Annotated in this window: 14 protein-coding genes; 10 read left to right on the plus strand and 4 right to left on the minus strand. The window is 56.7% G+C overall.

Annotation, left to right across the window (positions count from 1 at the left end):
• The first annotated feature begins 8 nt into the window (after positions 1-8).
• Together D888_RS0102870 and D888_RS20535 are read left to right on the plus strand one after the other, a co-directional pair.
• Positions 9-1,055 (plus strand): inorganic phosphate transporter, encoded by a 1,047-nt coding sequence (locus D888_RS0102870; RefSeq protein ID WP_020675020.1) that lies wholly within the window; start codon positions 9-11, stop codon positions 1,053-1,055.
• A gap of 85 nt (positions 1,056-1,140) precedes the next feature.
• A complete protein-coding gene (locus tag D888_RS20535; protein WP_020675021.1) occupies positions 1,141-1,998 on the plus strand; it encodes a GGDEF domain-containing protein in 858 nt (285 codons plus the stop codon).
• A 160-nt stretch (positions 1,999-2,158) separates the two neighbouring features.
• Here the strand turns inward: D888_RS20535 and hutH are convergent, their stop codons facing one another.
• The 4 genes from hutH to hutI form a co-directional block, all read right to left on the minus strand.
• The gene (gene hutH, locus D888_RS0102880; RefSeq protein WP_020675022.1) at positions 2,159-3,688 is read right to left on the minus strand and encodes a histidine ammonia-lyase; all 1,530 of its coding nucleotides are present in this window, start codon (positions 3,686-3,688) and stop codon (positions 2,159-2,161) included.
• A gap of 160 nt (positions 3,689-3,848) precedes the next feature.
• Positions 3,849-5,519, minus strand: a complete 1,671-nt coding sequence (gene hutU / locus D888_RS0102885; RefSeq protein ID WP_020675023.1) for a urocanate hydratase — start codon at positions 5,517-5,519, stop codon at positions 3,849-3,851.
• Positions 5,520-5,535: 16 nt separating this feature from the next.
• Positions 5,536-6,489 (minus strand): formimidoylglutamase, encoded by a 954-nt coding sequence (hutG, locus tag D888_RS0102890; protein ID WP_020675024.1) that lies wholly within the window; start codon positions 6,487-6,489, stop codon positions 5,536-5,538.
• The gene (gene hutI / locus D888_RS0102895) at positions 6,482-7,720 is read right to left on the minus strand and encodes an imidazolonepropionase (RefSeq protein ID WP_020675025.1); all 1,239 of its coding nucleotides are present in this window, start codon (positions 7,718-7,720) and stop codon (positions 6,482-6,484) included. The genes hutG and hutI overlap by 8 nt, the downstream gene beginning before the upstream one ends.
• 260 nt (positions 7,721-7,980) lie before the next feature.
• Between hutI and hutC the strand changes: the two genes are divergently transcribed.
• The 8 genes from hutC (at position 7,981) to D888_RS0102940 (ending at position 19,496) form a co-directional block, all read left to right on the plus strand.
• On the plus strand, positions 7,981-8,709 hold the full coding sequence (gene hutC, locus D888_RS0102900) for a histidine utilization transcriptional repressor HutC (protein ID WP_020675026.1): 729 nt from the start codon (positions 7,981-7,983) through the stop codon (positions 8,707-8,709).
• A 69-nt stretch (positions 8,710-8,778) separates the two neighbouring features.
• On the plus strand, positions 8,779-9,672 hold the full coding sequence (locus D888_RS0102905) for a DMT family transporter (RefSeq protein WP_020675027.1): 894 nt from the start codon (positions 8,779-8,781) through the stop codon (positions 9,670-9,672).
• Between the two features lie 110 nt (positions 9,673-9,782).
• Entirely contained in the window at positions 9,783-12,491 is a 2,709-nt protein-coding gene (locus D888_RS0102910; RefSeq protein WP_020675028.1) for a cation-translocating P-type ATPase, read from the plus strand.
• Positions 12,492-12,704: 213 nt separating this feature from the next.
• Complete coding sequence (locus D888_RS0102915) at positions 12,705-13,202, plus strand: ferritin family protein (protein ID WP_020675029.1); 498 nt, start codon at positions 12,705-12,707, stop codon at positions 13,200-13,202.
• Between the two features lie 254 nt (positions 13,203-13,456).
• Positions 13,457-14,698 (plus strand): ComEC/Rec2 family competence protein, encoded by a 1,242-nt coding sequence (locus D888_RS0102925; RefSeq protein ID WP_156826933.1) that lies wholly within the window; start codon positions 13,457-13,459, stop codon positions 14,696-14,698.
• A 263-nt stretch (positions 14,699-14,961) separates the two neighbouring features.
• Positions 14,962-15,759, plus strand: a complete 798-nt coding sequence (locus tag D888_RS0102930) for a DUF748 domain-containing protein (protein ID WP_020675032.1) — start codon at positions 14,962-14,964, stop codon at positions 15,757-15,759.
• 187 nt (positions 15,760-15,946) lie between these two features.
• The gene (locus D888_RS22840) at positions 15,947-18,088 is read left to right on the plus strand and encodes a cache domain-containing protein (RefSeq protein WP_020675033.1); all 2,142 of its coding nucleotides are present in this window, start codon (positions 15,947-15,949) and stop codon (positions 18,086-18,088) included.
• Positions 18,081-19,496 (plus strand): sigma-54-dependent transcriptional regulator, encoded by a 1,416-nt coding sequence (locus D888_RS0102940; RefSeq protein WP_020675034.1) that lies wholly within the window; start codon positions 18,081-18,083, stop codon positions 19,494-19,496. Before D888_RS22840 ends, D888_RS0102940 begins: the two co-directional genes overlap by 8 nt.
• Positions 19,497-19,910 lie beyond the last annotated feature (414 nt).

Here is a 19,910-nt window from a genome sequence, read left to right on the forward strand (position 1 = left end):
CATCTGGAATGTTTCTGTTTTTTCTTTCAAGTGGCATGTTCCTCGGCTGGTCCTTAGGCGCCAACGATGCCGCAAATGTCTTCGGCACCGCCGTTGGCACACGCATGCTCAGGTTCCGCACGGCTGCTGCCCTTTGTTGTCTTTTTGTTATGCTGGGCGCCGTGATCAGCGGCTCTGGGGCCAGCGCGACACTGGGCAAGCTGGGCGCGGTCAATGCTATTGCCGGCGCATTTGTGGTCGCTTTCGCTGCCGCTGTCAGTGTTTATCTGATGCTCAAGGCCAGAATCCCGGTCTCAACATCACAGTCTATTGTCGGGGCCATTGTTGGCTGGAACCTCTTTTCCGGATCACAGACTGACAGCGCTACTCTGGCCACGATTGCCCTGACCTGGGTTGTCTGCCCTCTCATGGCGGGAATCGTCGCGGTTCTCTCCTATAAATTCCTGTCCTTTTTTATCCGGATATTCAAAGTCCAAATGTTTACCCTGGACAAGGTGACCCGGTTCGGTCTGGTGCTGGTTGGTGCCTTCGGCTCTTTCTCTTTGGGGGCCAACAATATCGCAAATGTCGTCGGCGTTTTCCTTCCGGTGTCTCCCTTCAAGGAGATTCTTTTGCCCGGCGGTCTGCATTTCTCTGCGGCGCAACAGCTTTTTTTCCTGGGCAGCGTGGCAATTTCTGTCGGGGTAGTTACCTATTCAAGACGGGTGATGGGAACCGTCGGCAGCGGGATTTTCAGACTCTCACCGCTCATGGCTTTTGTTGCTGTCTGGGCTCATTCGGTCGTCCTCTTCCTGTTCGCCTCGCAACAATTGCAGCAATTTTTGATCAGTAAGGGGTTACCCTCTCTGCCGCTGGTGCCTGTTTCGAGTTCTCAGGCGATCGTTGGCGCCGTCGTCGGGATGGGGCTCCTTAAGGGGGGACATAATATCCAATGGAAAACTGTTGGGGGTATTGTCCTTGGATGGGTTACCACCCCTCTGGTTGCCTGCCTGGTGAGCTTTATCTGTTTATTTGTTCTGCAAAATGTCTTTCAGCAGGTGGTTTACTTGCCCTGATCGGGTTGTCGTGAATAACAACAAATAGCGCAAAATCGACTGGCATGGAGTTTTTGTGGTTGAGTCTCACGGGAGATTATTCAGGTTGAACCAGCGGATCAGCGGATTATCACGCCCGGTTCAGTTCCTTCTGGCCATATTATTGTTGATGCTCTGCGTCCTGGCCGATTATTTCAGCGGCGCGGAGATCTCATTTTCAATCACCTGTCTTGCTCCAACCGCTTTCGCGGTCTGGTATGCCGGTGCTCTGCCGGGGGTTGTCACGGCGATCACTGCTGCGCTGCTGTGGTATGGCGTTGATTACATTTCTGGACCTGCCTACAGTCATCCGATGGTTCCGGTCTGGAATTCCCTGGTTCGGCTCGGATTTTTTTTCATCGTGACCGTCCTGTTATTGCAGATCAGAAACTTGTTGCGGCAGCTGCAGAGTCTGGCCGAGACTGATAGCCTGACGGACCTGGCGAACAGTCGAAAATTTTATGCCCGCCTTGAGCAGGAACGTGAACGCGCCCTGCGTTACCCCGGATTTTTTACGGTCGCCTACCTGGATCTGGATAACTTCAAGCAGATCAACGATTCCTGGGGCCATGATACCGGAGATCTGGTTTTACAAGCCTTTGCGCGCTGTCTCACCGAAAATCTGCGTAAAACTGACGTGGTCGCACGTTTGGGAGGGGATGAGTTTGCTCTCCTGCTGGCCGAAACAGACGAGGAGAAAGCGCGGGACACCCTGCAGAAACTGCACCTGAAGATCCTGGAGACCATGGCCGCGCAGGAATGGCCGGTCGGTTGCAGCGTCGGCGCAATCTCCTGTGCCAACGCTTCACAGTTCAGTTCAAGTGAACTGATTCATCGTGCAGATGAACTGATGTATGAGGTAAAAAGAGCTGGTAAAAACGGGGTTGCGGTGATCACAATTCCTTGTCGGTCTTCTCTGGCTTGAAACGTTGTTGTGAGCAGGTTTGAATAAATACCTTTTTGCTCTCTCTTCTCTCCCCTTTGCTCTCAATGAGCGGCGATAAACAGATCCAGTTCTGCGTGCCAGGCATCAGGTTCAAAGGTGCCGGGATGCGTTTCTTCGGCCTGCGTCTTGACAGTTCAATTCACAGACTCGGCAGGAGTCCTCTGGGGATCAGATCGTTATAGGCACCGGTCTGTACCAACTCCTTGGACTTGGCAATATCGGGTGAGAAGTAGCGGTCCTGATCATAAAAGGGGACACGGGCGCGCAGGCGGCTTTTGGCTTTTTCAAGCAGCTGCGAGGTCTTCAGCGGTCGGCGGAAATCGACTCCCTGGCAGGCTGCCAGCAGCTCCACCGCCAGAATCCCGGCGCTGTTGTCGGCCATGTCGCGCAGTCGGCGGGCGGCGAAGGTCGCCATTGAGACATGATCCTCCTGATTGGCCGAGGTCGGCAGGCTGTCGACGCAGGCCGGGTGGGCGAAGGTTTTGTTCTCGCTGGCGAGCGCCGCGGCGGTGCACTGGGCGATCATGAAGCCCGAATTGAGGCCCCCCTTCTCGACCAGAAACGGTGGCAGCTTGCTCAGGTTGCTGTCGATCAACAGGGCGATACGCCGCTCGGCCAGAGCGCCGATTTCGGCAATCGCCAGGGCCAGGTTGTCGGCCGCCATCGCCACCGGTTCGGCGTGAAAGTTGCCGCCGGAGAGGATGTCGCAATCCTCGCTGAAGACCAGCGGGTTGTCGGAGACGGCGTTCGACTCGGTGATCAGCACCCGTGCGGTGTTGCGGATCTGTTCGAGGCAGGCGCCCATCACCTGCGGTTGGCAGCGCAGCGAATAGGGGTCCTGCACCGCTTCGCAGTTGCGGTGGGAATCCTCGATCGCGCTCTTCTCCAGCAGGCTGCGGTAGGCGGCGGCGGTGTCGATGCGACTGGCATGGCCGCTGACCTCATGAATGCGGGCATCAAACGGGTTGCGGCTGCCCAAAGCCGCTTCGAGGCTGAGGCTGCCGGTAATCAGGGCCGTCGCGAACAGGTCTTCGGCGGCGAACAGGCCGCGCAGGGCAAAGGCGGTTGAGGCCTGGGTGCCGTTGAGCAGCGCCAACCCCTCTTTGGGCGCCAGGGTCACAGGTGAAAGTCCTGCGATCTCCAGGCCTTTGCGACCCGAGAGGCGCGCCCCATGATGGAAGACTTCCCCCTCACCGAGCAGCACCGTCGCCATGTGGGCCAGCGGAGCCAGATCGCCCGATGCCCCAACCGAGCCCTTTTCCGGGATGCAAGGGTAGACCTCGGCATTCACCAGACTGATCAAGGCTTCAATCACCTCACGTCGGATCCCCGAGTAGCCGCGCGCCAGACTGTTGATCTTCAAGACCAGCAGCAGTCGGACCGTCGCTTCTTCCATGAAGTTACCGGTCCCGGCGGCATGGGAGAGGACGATGGAGCGTTGCAGGGTTTCCAGCTCGTCGTTCGGGATGCGGGTGTTGGCCAGCAGACCGAAACCGGTGTTGACCCCGTAGACCACCCGGCCCTGTTCGATGATCTCGTGGACGGTGGCCGCGGCGCGGTCGATGGGGCCGGCGGCGTCAGGGTTCAGGCTGAGTTCGACCGGTTGAGCCTGGACCTTGCGCAGAGTGGCCAGATCAAGCTGACCGGGGGTTATTTGCAGTTTGAACATGTTGATTCTCCAAAGTCTTTATGTGATGAATATAAATCCACCGCTCAATTCTTCTCCCTGAGGGAGAAGGTGGCCGAAGGCCGGATGAGGGGGTGCCGATTGCGATCATTCCCGCCTCACCCTGACACTCTCCCTCAGAGAGAGGGAAATTTATTCAATGTTACTTTCCGAGCATCGGTAGATCCAGCCCCTGCTCCCGCGCACAATCACGAGCGATATCATAACCGGCATCGGCATGACGCATCACTCCGGTCGCCGGATCATTCCACAGCACCCGCTGTAGGCGCGCAGCTGCAGCGTCAGTCCCGTCGGCGACAATCACCAGTCCGGCATGCTGGCTGAAGCCTATGCCGACCCCGCCGCCGTGATGGAGGCTGACCCAGGTGGCTCCTCCGGCGGTGGAGAGCATGGCGTTCAGCAGCGGCCAGTCGGAGACTGCATCGGAGCCATCAAGCATCGCTTCGGTCTCACGATTGGGGCTGGCGACCGAGCCGGAATCGAGGTGGTCACGGCCGATAACGACTGGTGCCTTGAGTTCACCACTTTTGACCATCTGGTTGAAGGCCACTCCGAGGCGCGCGCGATCCTTGAGTCCGACCCAGCAGATGCGCGCCGGCAGCCCCTGGAACTGGATCCGCTCGCGGGCCATGTCGAGCCAGTGATGCAGGTGCGGATCATTCGGAATCAGCTCCTTGACCTTGGCGTCGGTCTTGTAAATATCCTCAGGATCGCCGGAGAGCGCCACCCAGCGGAAAGGACCGATCCCCTCGCAAAAGAGCGGCCGGACATAAGCGGGGACGAAGCCGGGGAAGTCGAAAGCGTTTTGCACGCCTTCTTCCAGGGCCATCTGGCGGATGTTGTTGCCGTAGTCGAGGGTCGCCGCGCCGCGCTGCTGCATGGTTAACATCGCCTGAACATGCAGGGCGATGGACGCCTTGGCGGCTTTGACCACTCCATGCGGATCTTTTGTGCGCTGCTCGACAGCCTGCTGCAGCGTCCAGCCTTTAGGCAGGTAGCCGTTGAGCGGATCGTGGGCGCTGGTCTGATCGGTGCAGACGTCGGGGGTGATGCCGCGCGCTACCAGCTCGGGCAGAATATCCGCACAGTTGCCGAGCAGGCCGATGGAGATCGGTCTCTTCTTTTCTCCCGCCTGCTCGATCATCTGCAGCGCCGTATCGAGATCCGTCGCCTTGCCATCGAGATAACCTGTTTTCAGGCGCATGTCGATACGGGTCTCATCGCATTCCACCGCCAGCATCGAGAACCCGGCCATGGTCGCCGCCAGCGGCTGGGCTCCACCCATCCCGCCAAGCCCACCGGTCAGCACCCAGCGGCCGCCGGGGTCAGCGCCAAAATGTTTTTTGGCGATGGCGACAAAGGTTTCGTAGGTCCCCTGGACAATCCCCTGCGAGCCGATGTAGACCCAGGACCCTGCCGTCATCTGGCCGTACATCATCAACCCCTGACGATCGAGTTCGTTGAAATGTTCCCAGGTGGCCCAGTGCGGAACCAGATTGGAGTTGGCGATCAGCACCCGCGGGGCATCAGCGTGGGTCTTGAATACGCCGACCGGCTTGCCCGATTGCACCAGCAGGGTCTCATCCGCTTCGAGACGTTTCAAGACCTCGATGATTTTGTCATAACACTCCCAGTTGCGTGCCGCGCGTCCGATCCCGCCGTAGACCACCAACTCTTCGGGTCGTTCGGCGACTTCGGGGTCGAGGTTGTTCATCAGCATGCGCAGCGGTGCTTCGGTCAGCCAGCTTTTCGCGCTGAGTTGTGTGCCGCGCGGGGCGCGGATGATGCGGCTGGGATCGCGTCGTTTAATCATTGGTTGTGCTCCTCTTTTAGTTCACTTTGCGGCAAAGCAGATGGCAGAGTCTGGCGGCCACCTTTGCAGTGCGGTTGTCTATATCGAAGTCCGGGTTGTATTCGGCAATGTCGGCCTGGCGCAGTTTTGAACCGGCCCGGGTCCGGATATGGGTCAGCAGATGTTCAAGTATTTCGAACGAGATACCGCGGCCGGCAGGGGCGCTGACCCCGGGTGCTGTGGCGGCAGGCAGCACATCCAGATCGATACTCAGATAGAGTGCTTCGCAGCCGGCGATAAATTCACTGAGTTTGGCTTCGAGCGGGGCGAGATTCCAGGGCACCAGTTCATGATCCTCGATGATGGTCGTGCCCAGCTCGGCAGCGCGCCGAAAGAGCGCGGCGCTGTTGGCCGGGCGGCTGATGCCGAGGCAGAGGTAGGAAAATGGCTCGCCGCACCCTGTCGCATCTGCAGCGAGTTGCGCAAAGGGGGTACCGGAGCTGGGCCGCGCGTCACTGCGCAGGTCGAAATGGGCATCGCAGTTGATGATGCCGATCCGCCCGGCGTCATGCGTCCCCCGCAGGTGATGGCGCAGCCCGGCGCCGCTGCCGTATGCGATTTCATGTCCGCCGCCTAAAAGCAGGGGGAAATGACCGGCGTTCAGTAGGGCGGTGACCAGGCCGGCCTGCTGCGTCTGCAACTCTTCGAGCCGATCGTCTGGCAGCACAAAGTTGCCGGCATCATAAACCGGGCTATCCAGCTGCCAGGCCTGATTGGCAAGGGCGCGGCGGATGGCGTCGGGACCTTTAGCTGCGCCGGGGCGGCCCTGGTTGCGCTGTACCCCGGCATCGGTGCAGATCCCAAGCAGCACCCGGCCTGGTGCCGCGTCCTGCGTATAGGGTTGGACCTGCTGGTGCCAGCGCAAAGCGTCGGCGCCGTCGGCACTGTCGATCCGCCCCTGCCAGAGGCTCATGTCAGCCTGCTTATACATGGCAGACCTCCCCGTTAAAGATCCGTTGTTGCGGAGCGAAGGTGCCGACTTCGGCGGTAAGCTGATCGGGATGTTCGAAATTCCAGAGCAGCATATCAGCCTGGTAGCCGGTCGCCAGCATCCCAAGTTTATCACCCAGACCGAGGGCGCGGGCAGCGTGGCGGGTGACCCCGGTCAAGGCTTCAACGGGGGAGAGTCCGAACAGCACCGCGCCCATATTCAGCATCAGACGCAGTGAGGCCAGGGGTGAGCTGCCGGGATTCAGGTCGGTCGCCAGCGCCATCGGCACCTGCTGTGCGCGCAGCAGGGCGACCGGTGGTAATTGGGTTTCGCGCAGAAAATAGAAGGCCCCCGGCAGCAGGGTGGCGACCGTCCCGGCCTGCTTGAGCGCGGTAACTCCGGCGGCGTCTAGATGCTCGAGGTGATCAACTGACCAGGCGCCATAGCGCGCGCCCAGGGCCGAGGCGCCGGAGTTGGTGAGTTGTTCGGCGTGGAGTTTGATACCGAGGCCGTGCGCCTGCGCCGCCTGCAACAGGCGTTCGGTCTGAGCCGGAGTGAAGGCGATGGTTTCGCAGAAGACATCCAGCGCTTCAGCCAGCCCTTCGGCGACCGCCTGTGGCAGCAGCTCGTCACAGATAAGGCTGACATAGTCATCCGGGCGCTCGCGATATTCGGGGGGGACGGCGTGAGCGGCGAGCAGGGTGGTGCGGATACGCACCGGCAGTTCCTTGCCAAGGGCGCGGGCGGCGCGCAGCATCTTCAACTCATCTGGGAGGTTCAGCCCGTAGCCCGATTTGATCTCGACCGTCGTTACGCCTTCGGCGCAGAGGGCGGCCAGTCTCGGTCTGGCCAGGTCGGTCAGCTGCTGCTGGCTTAAGGCGCGGGTCGCGGCGACGGTAGCGAGGATGCCGCCGCCAGCGCTGGCGATAGCGGCGTAGCTGTCGCCGGCAAGACGGCGGCTGAATTCGTTGCTGCGCTCTCCACCGTAGACCAGATGGGTGTGGCTGTCGATCAGCCCGGGGGTCAGCCAGCGGCCTTGAACATCGATCTGGCGTCCCGGCAGCCGCTCCAGCTCAGCCTGCGTCATCGGCCCCAGAGCCTGAATCCGCCCCTGACGGACGCCGACTGCCGCATCCTCGATAATCCCGTAAGGTCCGGGAATTTGAGGGTCCATGGTCGCCACGCGGGCATTGATCCAGATCTGTTCACATTGCTGCCAGTTTTCAGACATTTTTTATCCCTTTGCGATTTACTCTTTGACCAGCTGCATAATTGTATATACAATACTAGACAACAAGGCAAGGGGTGGATGATTTTTTTTTGTAACTGTTCAGCATTTGGTCGGCGGCTTGTGGTCTACAGCTGTTGCCTGCGTCCAACGTTGCCACTTAACTTCCCGCTGTCAACAGCTGCAGACCACATACATGGTGCTCAGATCGAGCTGGGTGCTGAATAAATTACGATTTTTTTTACCTGGGAGGCATGTCGAGCATGCAACTGGCCAAAGCATCGCAGCCGCGTTATCAGGCAATCAAAGAATTTATCTGCCGTCAGATCCGGGATGGTGCGTATCCGCCGGGGGCGCAGGTGCCGACAGAGCAGCAGCTGACCCGATTGTTTGAAGTCAGCCGCATGACCGTCAACCGGGCCTTGCGCGAACTGGAGAGTGAAGGGATGCTACTGCGGCGCCAGGGGGTCGGGACCTTTGTCAGCGAGATTCAGGCCGAGTCACCGCTCCTGGAGATCCGTAACATTGCCGATGAGGTACGTGCCCGCCACCATGTCTACAGCAACCTGCTGCATCGGCTGGAGGAGGTCACAGCGGATCAGGAGATCGCCGGGCGCCTCGGCCTGCAAATCGGGACGAAGGTGTTTCATTCTTTGCTGGTTCATCTGGAGAACGGCGTACCGCTCCAGCTCGAAGACCGCTACGTTAACGCGCAGATTGTGCCGGACTATCTGAACCAGGATTTTTCAGGCACTACACCGGGCCAATACCTGAGTGGAGCCTTTCCGCTGTCGGAACTGGAACATATCGTCGAGGCGATTCTGCCTGATGAGCGGATGCAGAAGCTGCTCGGGATGGGGAAGAACGAACCCTGTCTGTTGGTCAAGCGCCGCACCTGGTCAAATGAGCGCCTGGTCAGCTGTGCCCACCTGATTCATCCCGGCAGTCGTTACCGCCTGAGCTCACGCACACGAACATCCGGCACGATCTGAGTTGACCGTTGCTATCTCTGGAGTTACTCTCCCCGCAGACGCTTATCTCTCTGTTCCTAAAGGCTCTCCTTGAAAACTTACCTTAAACTCTTCGCCGTAGCTTTTTTCTGGGGCGGGACTTTCGTCGCCGGCCGGTTTTTAGCCGGGCAGGCGCAGCCAGTTTCGGCTGCCTTTTTCCGTTTTGCCATTGCTTCGGTGCTCTTGTTGCTGGTCGTTCGGTTGCGCGAAGGGGGGCTGCCGCGACTCGATCTCCGCCAGGCAGTCGCAGTATCCGCGCTCGGTCTGACCGGCATCTTCGCCTACAACCTGTTTTTCTTTAACGGCCTGACCCTGATCGGCGCCGGTCGAGCCGCGCTGATCATCGCTCTGAATCCGGTGGCGATAACGCTCTGTTCGGCGTTGGTCTATAAAGAGGTCTTGCCGCTCAGCCGAATTATCGGTATCCCGATTTCGGTCCTCGGGGCGATGGTGGTAATTACCAGGGGCCATCCTGCAATGATCTTCAGTGGTGGTGTGGGGCGGGGAGAGCTGCTGATGTCTGGCTGTGTCCTGTCGTGGACGCTCTATTCCATCATTGGTAAAACGGCGATGCGTGGCTTGTCGCCCCTGGCTGCGGTCTGCTGGTCCTCTCTGACCGGGACGCTCTTTCTGCTGGTTCCGGCGCTGATCTATGGCAGCCTCCCCGAGGCGTTGACCTTCTCCTGGTCGGTCTGGGCAAGTATCGGTTATCTCGGTCTGTTCGGTACGGTCATCGGCTTCCTCTGGTATTTTGAGGGGATCCAGAAGATCGGGCCTTCGCGTGCCGCTGTCTTCATCAATTTTGTGCCGGTCAACGGGGTCTTGCTTGGAACGCTGCTGTTGGGCGAATCGCTGAACCTCTCTCTGTTGGCTGGGGGCGGTCTGGTGGTGTGCGGCGCGTATCTGGCCAATGCGCCGAAACCGCTGTTCTGGCGTAACCACTAATTTGATTTATTCTCACTCTGTTTCACTGACCCCAAAAACAATCCTTCTGCAATTAGGTATAATCCAACGGTAAGTAAGACGGTATGCATTGACTCGACAGGCGGCTAGTCATGGTTGAGCAGAATTCCGTTTCGACTACGATTCTCTGGCACCGACTCTCCTCGCAACAGGCGCTGGAACAACTTGCGGCCGCTGCCACGGGGTTGTCCGCTGCCGAGGTCCGGCAGCGCCAAATCCGTTACGGCAGCAATCAGCTTGAAACCATCGGCGGCGAAACCGCCTGGACCATCCTGCTCGATCAATTCAAAAACATCCTGATTATCATCCTGCTGGTTGCTACGCTGATCTCGGCTTATCTCGGTCACACCATCGAAGCCGTTGCCATCATGGTGATCGTGCTGCTCGCGATTGTCCTCGGCTTTGTGCAGGAGTATCGCGCTGGCAACGCCCTGAAGGCTCTGCGCAGCATGGCCGCACCCACGGCAAGGTTGCGGCGCGCCGGGCGGGAGTGCGAGGTAGCGGCGCGGGAATTGGTCCCTGGCGACATTGTGCTGCTGCGGACCGGCGACCGGATACCGGCCGATCTGCGTCTGATCGAGGCGGTCAACCTGCAGACGAACGAATCCTCCTTAACCGGCGAATCAATACCTTCATCCAAGCAGACCGCGGCCTTGGCCGCCGCCGAACTGTCGGTCGCTGATCGCACGAATATGGTCTATGCGGGGACCCACGTGACCTACGGGCGCGGACTGGCGCTTGTCACCGCCACCGGGATGGAGACCGAGTTCGGACGGATCACCGGCCTGTTGCATGAGGTCAGGGTAGACAGGACCCCGCTGCAAAAAAATCTGGATCGCGTCGGTCGCCTGCTCGGGATTGCCGCGGTGGTGATCGTGGCGCTGGTTGTACTGTTCGGCGTGGTGCGCGGAGAACCGCTGCTGGAGATGCTGATCTTCGGTATCGCCCTGGCGGTGGCCGTAGTGCCCGAGGCCTTGCCGGCGGTGGTCACTATTTCGCTGGCGATCGGCATGCAGCGGATGGTCGGACGCAATACCCTGGTCAATCGCTTGCCGACGGTTGAAACCCTGGGGAGTACCTCGATTATCTGTTCAGATAAAACCGGCACCCTGACTAAAGATGAGATGACGGTGCGTGAGATCTGGCTGTCTGGACAAATTGTTGAGGTTGCCGGCGATGGCTATGAGCCGCTGGGGATCTTTTCGGCGGCTGGCGTTGAGATCGCACCGCAACCGTTCTGGAGCGAATTCCTCCGTGGTGCGGCACTGGCCGGAGATACCCGTCTGGTGCAGGAAGAGGGGCGCTGGGAGATCAAGGGAGATCCGACCGAAGGCGCACTGGTGGTGCTGGCGGCCAAGGGCGGAATGGACAAGCAGGCCCTGGAGCGCGACTATCCGCGTCTGGACGAAATCCCCTTCACTTCGGAAAACAAGCGGATGGCGACCCTGCACCAAACCCCGGAGGGGACAAACGTCGTCTATCTCAAAGGGGCTGCCGAAGTCATTCTGGCATGTTGCGATCGCCAGCAGACCGTAGCCGGGATATCGGCGTTCGATGCACTGCAAAAAAAAGAGATTGAGGCGGCGGTTGAGCAGATGGCGGTTCGGGCGTTGCGGGTGCTGGCGGTTGCCTGCAAACCCGGGGGCGCTTTGGCCGATGTCGATCAGGGCCTGGTTCTTCTCGGTTTGGTCGGCATGATCGACCCGCCGCGCGCCGAGGTTAAAGAGGCGATCAGGGTGTGCCGTCAGGCCGGCATCAAGCCGGTGATGATCACCGGGGATCACCCCCTGACGGCGCAGGCGATCGCGCGCGAGCTGGATCTGCTCCGGGACGGTGAGTTGGTGACCGGGGTCGAACTGGAAGGGATGTCAGACGTGGAACTCACGCAAAGGGTCAGCGGGATTGAGGTCTATGCGCGAGTCTCGCCGGAACATAAGTTGCGCGTGGTGGACGCATGGAAATCCACGGGTCGGATCGTTGCGATGACCGGTGATGGGGTCAATGATGCTCCGGCCTTGAAGCGCGCAGATATCGGCATCGCCATGGGGATTAGCGGCACCGATGTCAGCAAGCAGGCGTCCGATATGATCCTGGCCGATGATAACTTCGCCTCGATCGTTGGTGCGGTTGAGGAAGGGCGGGCGATCTTCAGCAATATCAAGAAATACTTGATGTACCTGCTCTCTGCAAATATCGGCGAGATCGGCCTGCTGGCTGGTGCGACCCTGGCGGGTTGGCCCTTGCCTTTGACGGCGGTGCAGATCCTGTATGTCAATCTGGCGACCGACGGCCTGCCGGCTCTGGCGTTAGCGGTCGATCCTGCAGAGGAAGATCTGATGCAGAGACCACCGCGCGATTCGCGGCGTGGCATCTTTACCCGGCCAGTGGTTGCCCTGATGCTGACCGGCGGGGTCTGGTCGACGTTCGTTAATTTAGCCCTTTTCCGCTGGGCGCTCGATTCAGGGCGTAGTCACGCCGAAGCCATGACCATGACCTTTGTGTCGCTGGTGTTGATCGAATTTATCAAAGCCTACTGTTTCCGCTCTGATCGGAATCCCGTTTCACATCGACCCTTTATCAACAAGTGGCTCAATCTGGCAGTTTTGTGGGAGTGTGGTTTGCTGCTGGTGATCGTTTACCTGCCTGTTTTGCAGACCCCTTTTGCAACCTTCGGTCTCAGCTTAAGCGACTGGCTGATCATCCTCTGTGCGGCGGCGACGATAATTCCGGTTCTTGAAAGCTGCAAGTGGTTGGTGAGGCGCAACCTGTTCGGTGACCTGGATTCTGCTCCGGCGGGCTGAACCTTGTCCTTTTGCTGTACTGCCTCGATGAGGGTTTATCTTGCAACGTTGGGTCAGGTTGCCGGTTCTGAAAAAAACTTACCGATATCCCACTTCCCTGAATAACTGAACCTTGTCTCTGCGTGCGTCAACCAAAACCCGCTATAATGTAATGGCAGGAACTTCTTCATCCAGGTTTGTTTTCAAGCTGTTTACATGAAAGGAGCGACGGCGATGACCCAAGAATTTAATCATCAAGAATCGATCAGACGTGCTGCAATGGCGGAAAAAGAACTGATGGAGTTTTATGAGCGTGCTGCGCAGATCACCACAGATCCCGCCGCGCGCCAGGTGTTCGAAACGCTCGCCATGGAAGAGCGAGAGCATGCCGGCCGCTTTTATGGCCTTTATTCTGGCGGAGATCAGGGTGATTTCGATAAATTCATTAACAGCCCTGCACACTCCAGGTCTGTCATGATGCACCAGCTGGAGCAGTTGATTGATGAGCAGGTTGACGAACGTGGTGCCATGGAGATTGCACTGCGTGAAGAGGAATCCCTGGCTAAAAGTCTACAGTTTACCGCAGCCAGATTGATTGATCCTGTTTCTCGTCTGGTGTTTGAACAGATGGCCAAAGAGACTCACGAGCACTACCTGATTATCGAATCTGAGTATGCACGCCTGATGAGGATGGTGCATGAAACAGACATCGATACCTACGTCAGGGAGTAGGGGGTCGCCGGCGTGGGATGGTAAACAGACTGTCTGTTTCAAGGGGCGAAATACGCAGGTTGGGGGAAGTGGCCAGTTCAAGAAAATTAAAAATAGTGCAATTTTGCACGCTGCTCTGTTTTTCATGCTCGGAGGTACGGATCGGGATGAAGCGCTGGAGGCTTTGATCCGGGCCTATGGCACAAGATTCCCCTTCTTCTCTTTTGGTCTGAAACTGATGTTGGATGGATTTCGTTGTTTTGCCAGGGAGTGCGATGCTCAATCGCGTGAGCGGCGTGCTGTACTGGAAAGCATCGCAATTCAACCTGACCCGTCTCACCCCTTCCTGTCGATCAAATTTTCTCGACGCTGGTAAAGGATGTGACGAATTCAGCAGGAATAAACAGATGCTTGACACCTTAAGTGTGACAATGCTGCCCGCAAAAGAGGGTGACTGCCTGTTGATTTCTTACGGGGAGGAGTTTAACCGCAAATACATACTGATAGACGCAGGAAGAGCATGGACTTATGAACAGGCGCTGAAGGGTTTTCTGTCAGATAATGGTGTTTCAAGGCTGGAACTGCTTGTGGTTACCCATGTAGACAGAGACCATATTGAAGGAGTCCTCAGCCTTGTAAAAGATCCAGAGCTAAAGTTGGAGGTTAAAAATATCTGGTTTAACACCTGGGAACATCTCTTTGGTCACCCAATAGTTTATCCAGGATTTGACGCCGATCTTAAAGAATTCGGGGTTAAAATGGGTGAAGAACTAAGTATCGAAATCATTGCAAAGGGTTGGCGCTGGAACCGGCATTTCGGCGGGCAGGCAGTCGAACGTTACAATGATCCCACCAGCAATATTATTCTCCTCGACGATATAATTTTGACCCTGCTGTCTCCTGACCGCGCCAAGCTCGAAACATTGATACCCACCTGGAATGCAGAGTGTCTGGCGGCAGGTTTGACCCCCGGCGTTTCCGTTGAGGATTATGCTGTGCCAGATGATGCCCTTGAAGAATCTGGGACGATTGACATTGAGACCCTGGCGGAAGAGGACTTTATAGAAGATCATTCAGCGGCAAATGGATCCAGCATCGCCTTTATCCTCCAATATAAAAATCTGAAAATTCTCCTGGCTGGCGACGCTCATTCAGGGTTATTAGTGGAAAGCTTGAAGGCTCTCGGGTTTTCTATAGAAAATCCAATCGTGCTTGATCTGTTCAAAATTCCGCATCATGCGAGCAAATTTAATTTATCAAAAGATCTGATTCAGTTAATGCGCTGTGAAAATTATTTTGTCTCGACGAACGGTAATTATTCCAAACACCCGGATAATGTCGCGTTGGCTCGCTTGATCAAGTACTCTACGACGAAACCATCAATTGTTTTTAATTATCGAACCAGCTATACAAAATTATGGGAAAATTCGAACTGGCAAAAGAAGTACGGCTACACGACCAGGTATCCTAAAAACAAGGAAAACGGTTATAACCATCTGGATTTAATTGTCGTCTAAGTGGGACTTTTCTCCTGCTTTAAATTAGGGTCTATTCTGGTTGACGCCGTGAACTGCCGGCTTTCAAAAACGGGACACAGGCGTCATGTCCCGCATGCGGATAAACAGACTGCATCTACTTGAATCAAAGGTATCTGCCCCTTGACTTTGGCTGGCTCCGGCCCCGCAGATCACCACTCTCAAGGCTGTAATTGTGGTATCTTAGAGTCCGGTCATCTTCAGTTTACAATCACATTCACGTGAAGAAAGCATGCGAGGGAAACATGAAGAAAATTGTTCTGGGCGCGGTTCTTGTCCTGCTGGTCAGCGTGGGAGTTGGAGTCTACTTTCTGCTGTCAAACCTTGATGGCATCGTAAAATCTGCGATTGAAACCTATGGCTCACAGGCAACGCAGACTGCGGTGCGAGTTGATCGTGTCAAAATCGGCCTGAAGACCGGTTCCGGAGCTATCACCGGACTGACGGTCGGTAATCCGCAAGGGTTCAAATCACCTGAGGTCTTTTTTCTGGGTGAAATATCAACTCAGATTGACCTGAAGTCGCTTTCGGGAGACCTGTTGGTCATCGACCATATCCGCGTGATTGCGCCGGAGGTTTTCTTTGAGCTGAATCAGGCCGGGAAAACCAATCTTGACCAGTTGAAGCAAAATCTTGCCTCTTCGACATCTGCGTCATCCAGCGCGTCGAAAAAGAGCGGTCCTGAACCGAAAATCCGAATCCGCGAACTCTTGTTCACCGATGGGCATATCCACGTCAAGGTGGTCCCTTTAAATAAGGACTATGATGTGGCGCTGCCGACGATCTCAATGAAAGATCTCGGTGGCCAGAACGGCGCCACTCCAACCCAGATTGCCGATCAGGTGGTGAAACTCTTGACGGATCAGGCGTTGGCCGAGGTTAAAAAACAGGGGATCGATCAGTACAAAAAACAACTTGAAGGGAAAGTTAACAAACGGATTGACGCCGAAACACAAAAAATCGAGCAGAAGATTAATGATAAGGTCGGGAAGGACGTCGGTGGCCAGATTGGTGGCGCCCTGAAAGGGTTGTTGAATAAATAGCCTGAGGTTGTCAACCGGACCGGAAGATTCTCTTCCGGTCCGGGTCAAACTTTAGAAAGTCTGCCCTGGTTTTTATGCCATATTTCCACTTTATCCGTCAGGGCCTGAGTTCGAGGCGCAGAATTAACGCACAGTCGAGAATTCAGGTGAAATTCACGACCCTTCATTGATCAGGATGTGGCCCCGGATGAATCTGAAAACAAAAACCACCTTGATCGTGATGGTGTTTTTTTCTGCGCTTATTCTGGTGGTTGTCGGGTTGACCTACCGCAGCACCAGGGCGCTGATAGATCAGACGATTATTGACAATCAACGGGCCATCGCTACGGATGCGGCCAAGGCGACAGAGGTCTGGCTGAATCAGCAGATGAAAATCCTGAATGCGACCGCAGCTTCCATCGACATGGCCGCCATCGGCAAGAATTCCATCACCCTGCGGCCCCTGAAAATGGCCATGAAAGCCGGACATTTCAGCGATGTTTATATCGGCCTGACCGGCGGGCTGCTCATCGATGGCGCCGACTGGCCCCCGCCAGCTGACTACGATCCCCGCGCCCGCCCCTGGTATAAACGGGCCATTCAGGCCGGACGAACGGCATTTACCACCCCCTACATCGATTTTGTGACCATGAAGCTGGTGATTGCGCTGGTCACCCCGCTGAGCGTTGATGGCGAACTCGTCGGGGTCATGGGGGCCGATACCGTGCTCGATACCCTGGTGGAGAACGTGGTGAATATCAAGGTCGCCGATACCGGTTATGCCTTTATCGCCGAAAAGGCCGGTACGATTCTGGTGCATCCGAACCAGGCCTACGTCATGAAAACCAGACTGCAGGATATTGAGCCCAACCTGCATTGGAAACCCGACACCTCAGCGGGCTTGTCTTCCGGAACAATGATTTACCGATCGGTGCAGGATGGGACCACGGATATTCTGGCCTATCAGCAGATCGCCAATACCGACTGGTTCCTGTGCACGACGGTGCCGCTGAAAGAAGCCTACGCCTTAACCCGAAAAACGACGGTGCTCTACGCGGCCGAGATCGTCCTGATGGTCCTCGGGGGGCTGGCTTTTGTGACCCTGATCGGCGGAGTCGGGAGCGTCCTGGTTTTGTGGGGCTTCAGAAAACGCTTCGAAACCCAGGTGTTGCAGCAACAGGCCGAGATCACCGATATCAACAAAGATCTGCAATGGAATATTCATAAGCGCAAGGAGATGGAAACCTACTATCAGACCCTGTTCAACGTGGCGAATGACGCCATCCTGCTGAGCAAGGAGCTGCTCTATGTCGAATGTAATGAGAAGGCCTCGCAGATGTTCGGTCTGCCGCGTGAGGCCCTCATCGGCAAAAGCATGCTTGAGGTCTCCCCGCCGTTTCAGCCCGATGGGCGTGACAGCGCAAACCGGGTGCAGGGGATTATTGACAATGCCAGGGAGGGCGGGCAGAAGTTTTTCGTCTGGACCTTTCAGCGCGCCGATGGTACCGAATTCCCGGCCGAGGTCGGGTTGAAGATTCTGCATCTCGACAACGAAGAGCTGACCCTGGCGAGCATCCGCGATATCTCCAAACGGGTGAACGCCGAGGAACAGCTGCGTCAGGCGCAGAAGATGGCGGCCATGGGGGAAATGCTCGGGGCGATAGCCCATCAGTGGCGACAGCCGCTCAATGCCCTCTCGACCTATGTCGCCAGCGTGCCGTCCGCGTATTTCAATAACCTGATTACCAGAGACTTTGTTGATCGGTTGGTGAGCGGCGCGGACGCGCAGATCCAGTTCATGTCAAAAACGATTGATGATTTCCGCCACTTTTTCAAACCTTCCAAGCAGAAGACTCCATTTGCGCTGGAAGAGGCGGTCGACAGTGCGCGTAAACTCATGGAACCGCGCCTCAAGCAACACGGAGTGCGCCTGCTGATCAATCGCAAGGGGCCGCAGAATCCGTTGATTGTTTACGGCTTCCAGAGTGAGTTTGTCCATGTGCTGGTCAACATCCTGGCCAATGCCATGGATTCCATCAATGAAAAGCCGTTGTCCGCCGAGAACCCGGCCGCCCGCTTGATCGAAATAGAGATCAGGGATCTCAGCTCCGCCTACCAGGTGCGGATCAAGGATGACGGTTGCGGCATCCCGGAACACCTGTTGACCAAGATCTTTAGCCCCTACTTTACGACCAAGGGGACGGCTTCGGGCACCGGGATCGGTCTTTACATGGCCAAAATGATTGTGGAGAAGGAGATGGACGGGGTGCTTTCCGCCACAAACGGCAAGGTCGGCAGTGTCTTTACCATCCGTTTACCGCATGCCCAAAGTCAGGAGAACCATGCTTAATTTCAGCAACCAAAACCCGCATATCGTGTTGGTGGATGATGAGTCTTCCGAACTTGAGGCCTATCGCTTTTTGTTGAACTCAATGGGGGTACAGCAGATCACCACAGTCCAGGACAGCCGCCAGGTGCTGGCTAAACTGGTCGATATTGTCGCGCCGATCGTGTTTCTTGATCTCAACATGCCGCATCTGTCCGGGCAGCAGGTGCTTCAGCGCATCAAAGAGCAACTGCCGCAGGTGCCGGTGATTATCTGCACCGCCAATTCGGAGATTGAGACCGCAGTCGAATGCCTGAAGCTGGGTGCTCACGATTACCTGGTCAAGCCGATCAACCTGAACACCTTCGGTTCGGCGCTGCGCACGGCGCTTGAAATCAATTCATTACGCGCCGAGGTCATGTCCCTGAAGGGGATCTCTTTCGGCAGCCAGGGTTCGCGCAACCGGGCATTTGATCAGATTGTGACCCGGAGCCCTCTGCTTGAGGAAATTTTTCAATACATTGAGGCCATCGCTCCCAGTGGTCAGCCGGTGCTCATCCTCGGCGAAACTGGCTCCGGAAAGGAGCTTTTGTCCCGGGCGATTCACGAGGTCAGCGGCCTGCCCGGAGAGTTTGTCGCGGTCGATGTCTCCGGTCTGGATGATGCCCTCTTTTCCGATACCCTGTTTGGTCATGAAAAAGGGGCCTATACCGGCGCGGGCGGGGTCCGCTCAGGTCTGCTCGAAAAGGCCAGAGGGGGGACCATCTTCCTGGATGAAATCGGTGATCTGCACGAAGTTTCGCAGATGAAACTGTTGCGTCTGCTGCAGGAGGGAATTTATTACCCCCTGGGTTCAGACCAGCCCAAGCGCTGTCAGGCGCGCATTGTGACCGCTACCAACAAGTCCCAGGTCGGGCTCTCCGGACAGGAGGGCAATTTTCGCCGTGATCTGTATTACCGCCTCAGCACCCACCTGATCAAAGTCCCCCCCTTACGGGAGCGGTGCGAGGATATCCCGCTGCTGACCGAGAGTCTGGTCGCCGAAGCCGCCGAGAGTATGCGCAAGGAAACTCCCCGGATTAACCCCGAAGTCATCCAGTTGCTCAATAACTATCTTTTCCCTGGTAACGTGCGGGAGCTTAAAACCTATCTTTACGATGCGGTGGCGCGCTGCACCTCAGGCGAGTTGACCCGCCAGTTGATCGCCGAACGCTTGAACGGAGCCGGGTCGGTCTGGAAGCCTGAGCAGACCAGCGGGAATCTTCTGGAAAACTTGTTTGGAGAATTTCCGACCCTGGAACGCCTGATTGAATACGCCATTGATCAAGCGCTGGACGCGACCGGCAAGAACCAGAGCCGGGCTGCCAAACTGCTCGGAATTTCCAAACAGGCGCTCAATAAACGGCTGAAAAATCGCCGGACAGCAAAGTAAAGGTTTGGTCAGGGTCGATAGCGGCCCTTAGGCGGTTTTTGGTTTTCTGGTTATCTGCCGGGCTCCACCCATGTCTGTGATGTGCCCACGCTCACCTTTTCCAGGGATGCATGAACCCATCCCTGGGGCTTGACGGTATCTGCTCCAGTCGACACTGCCCCGACGGATTTTCCCAGTGGTCTCCTCTGCCTTAAGCCATCCCTGTCGGGGTGGCTTTTTTGTTGTCAGACGGGTCAACCAGGGTTGACGACATCAACCCTGGTTGACCCGTCTGGTTGACCCTGCATCACTTCTGTTCGCTTCCTCCCGTGGAAAATTACATTATTTCAGTTAGTTACAAAGGTAGAATTGTAATGAGACTTTGGCATGGGCGTTGCTCATAACAATGTTCTGCATAGATCAAAACAGGGTTCC

This window comes from Geopsychrobacter electrodiphilus DSM 16401 (assembly GCF_000384395.1).
GTDB lineage: Bacteria > Desulfobacterota > Desulfuromonadia > Desulfuromonadales > Geopsychrobacteraceae > Geopsychrobacter > Geopsychrobacter electrodiphilus.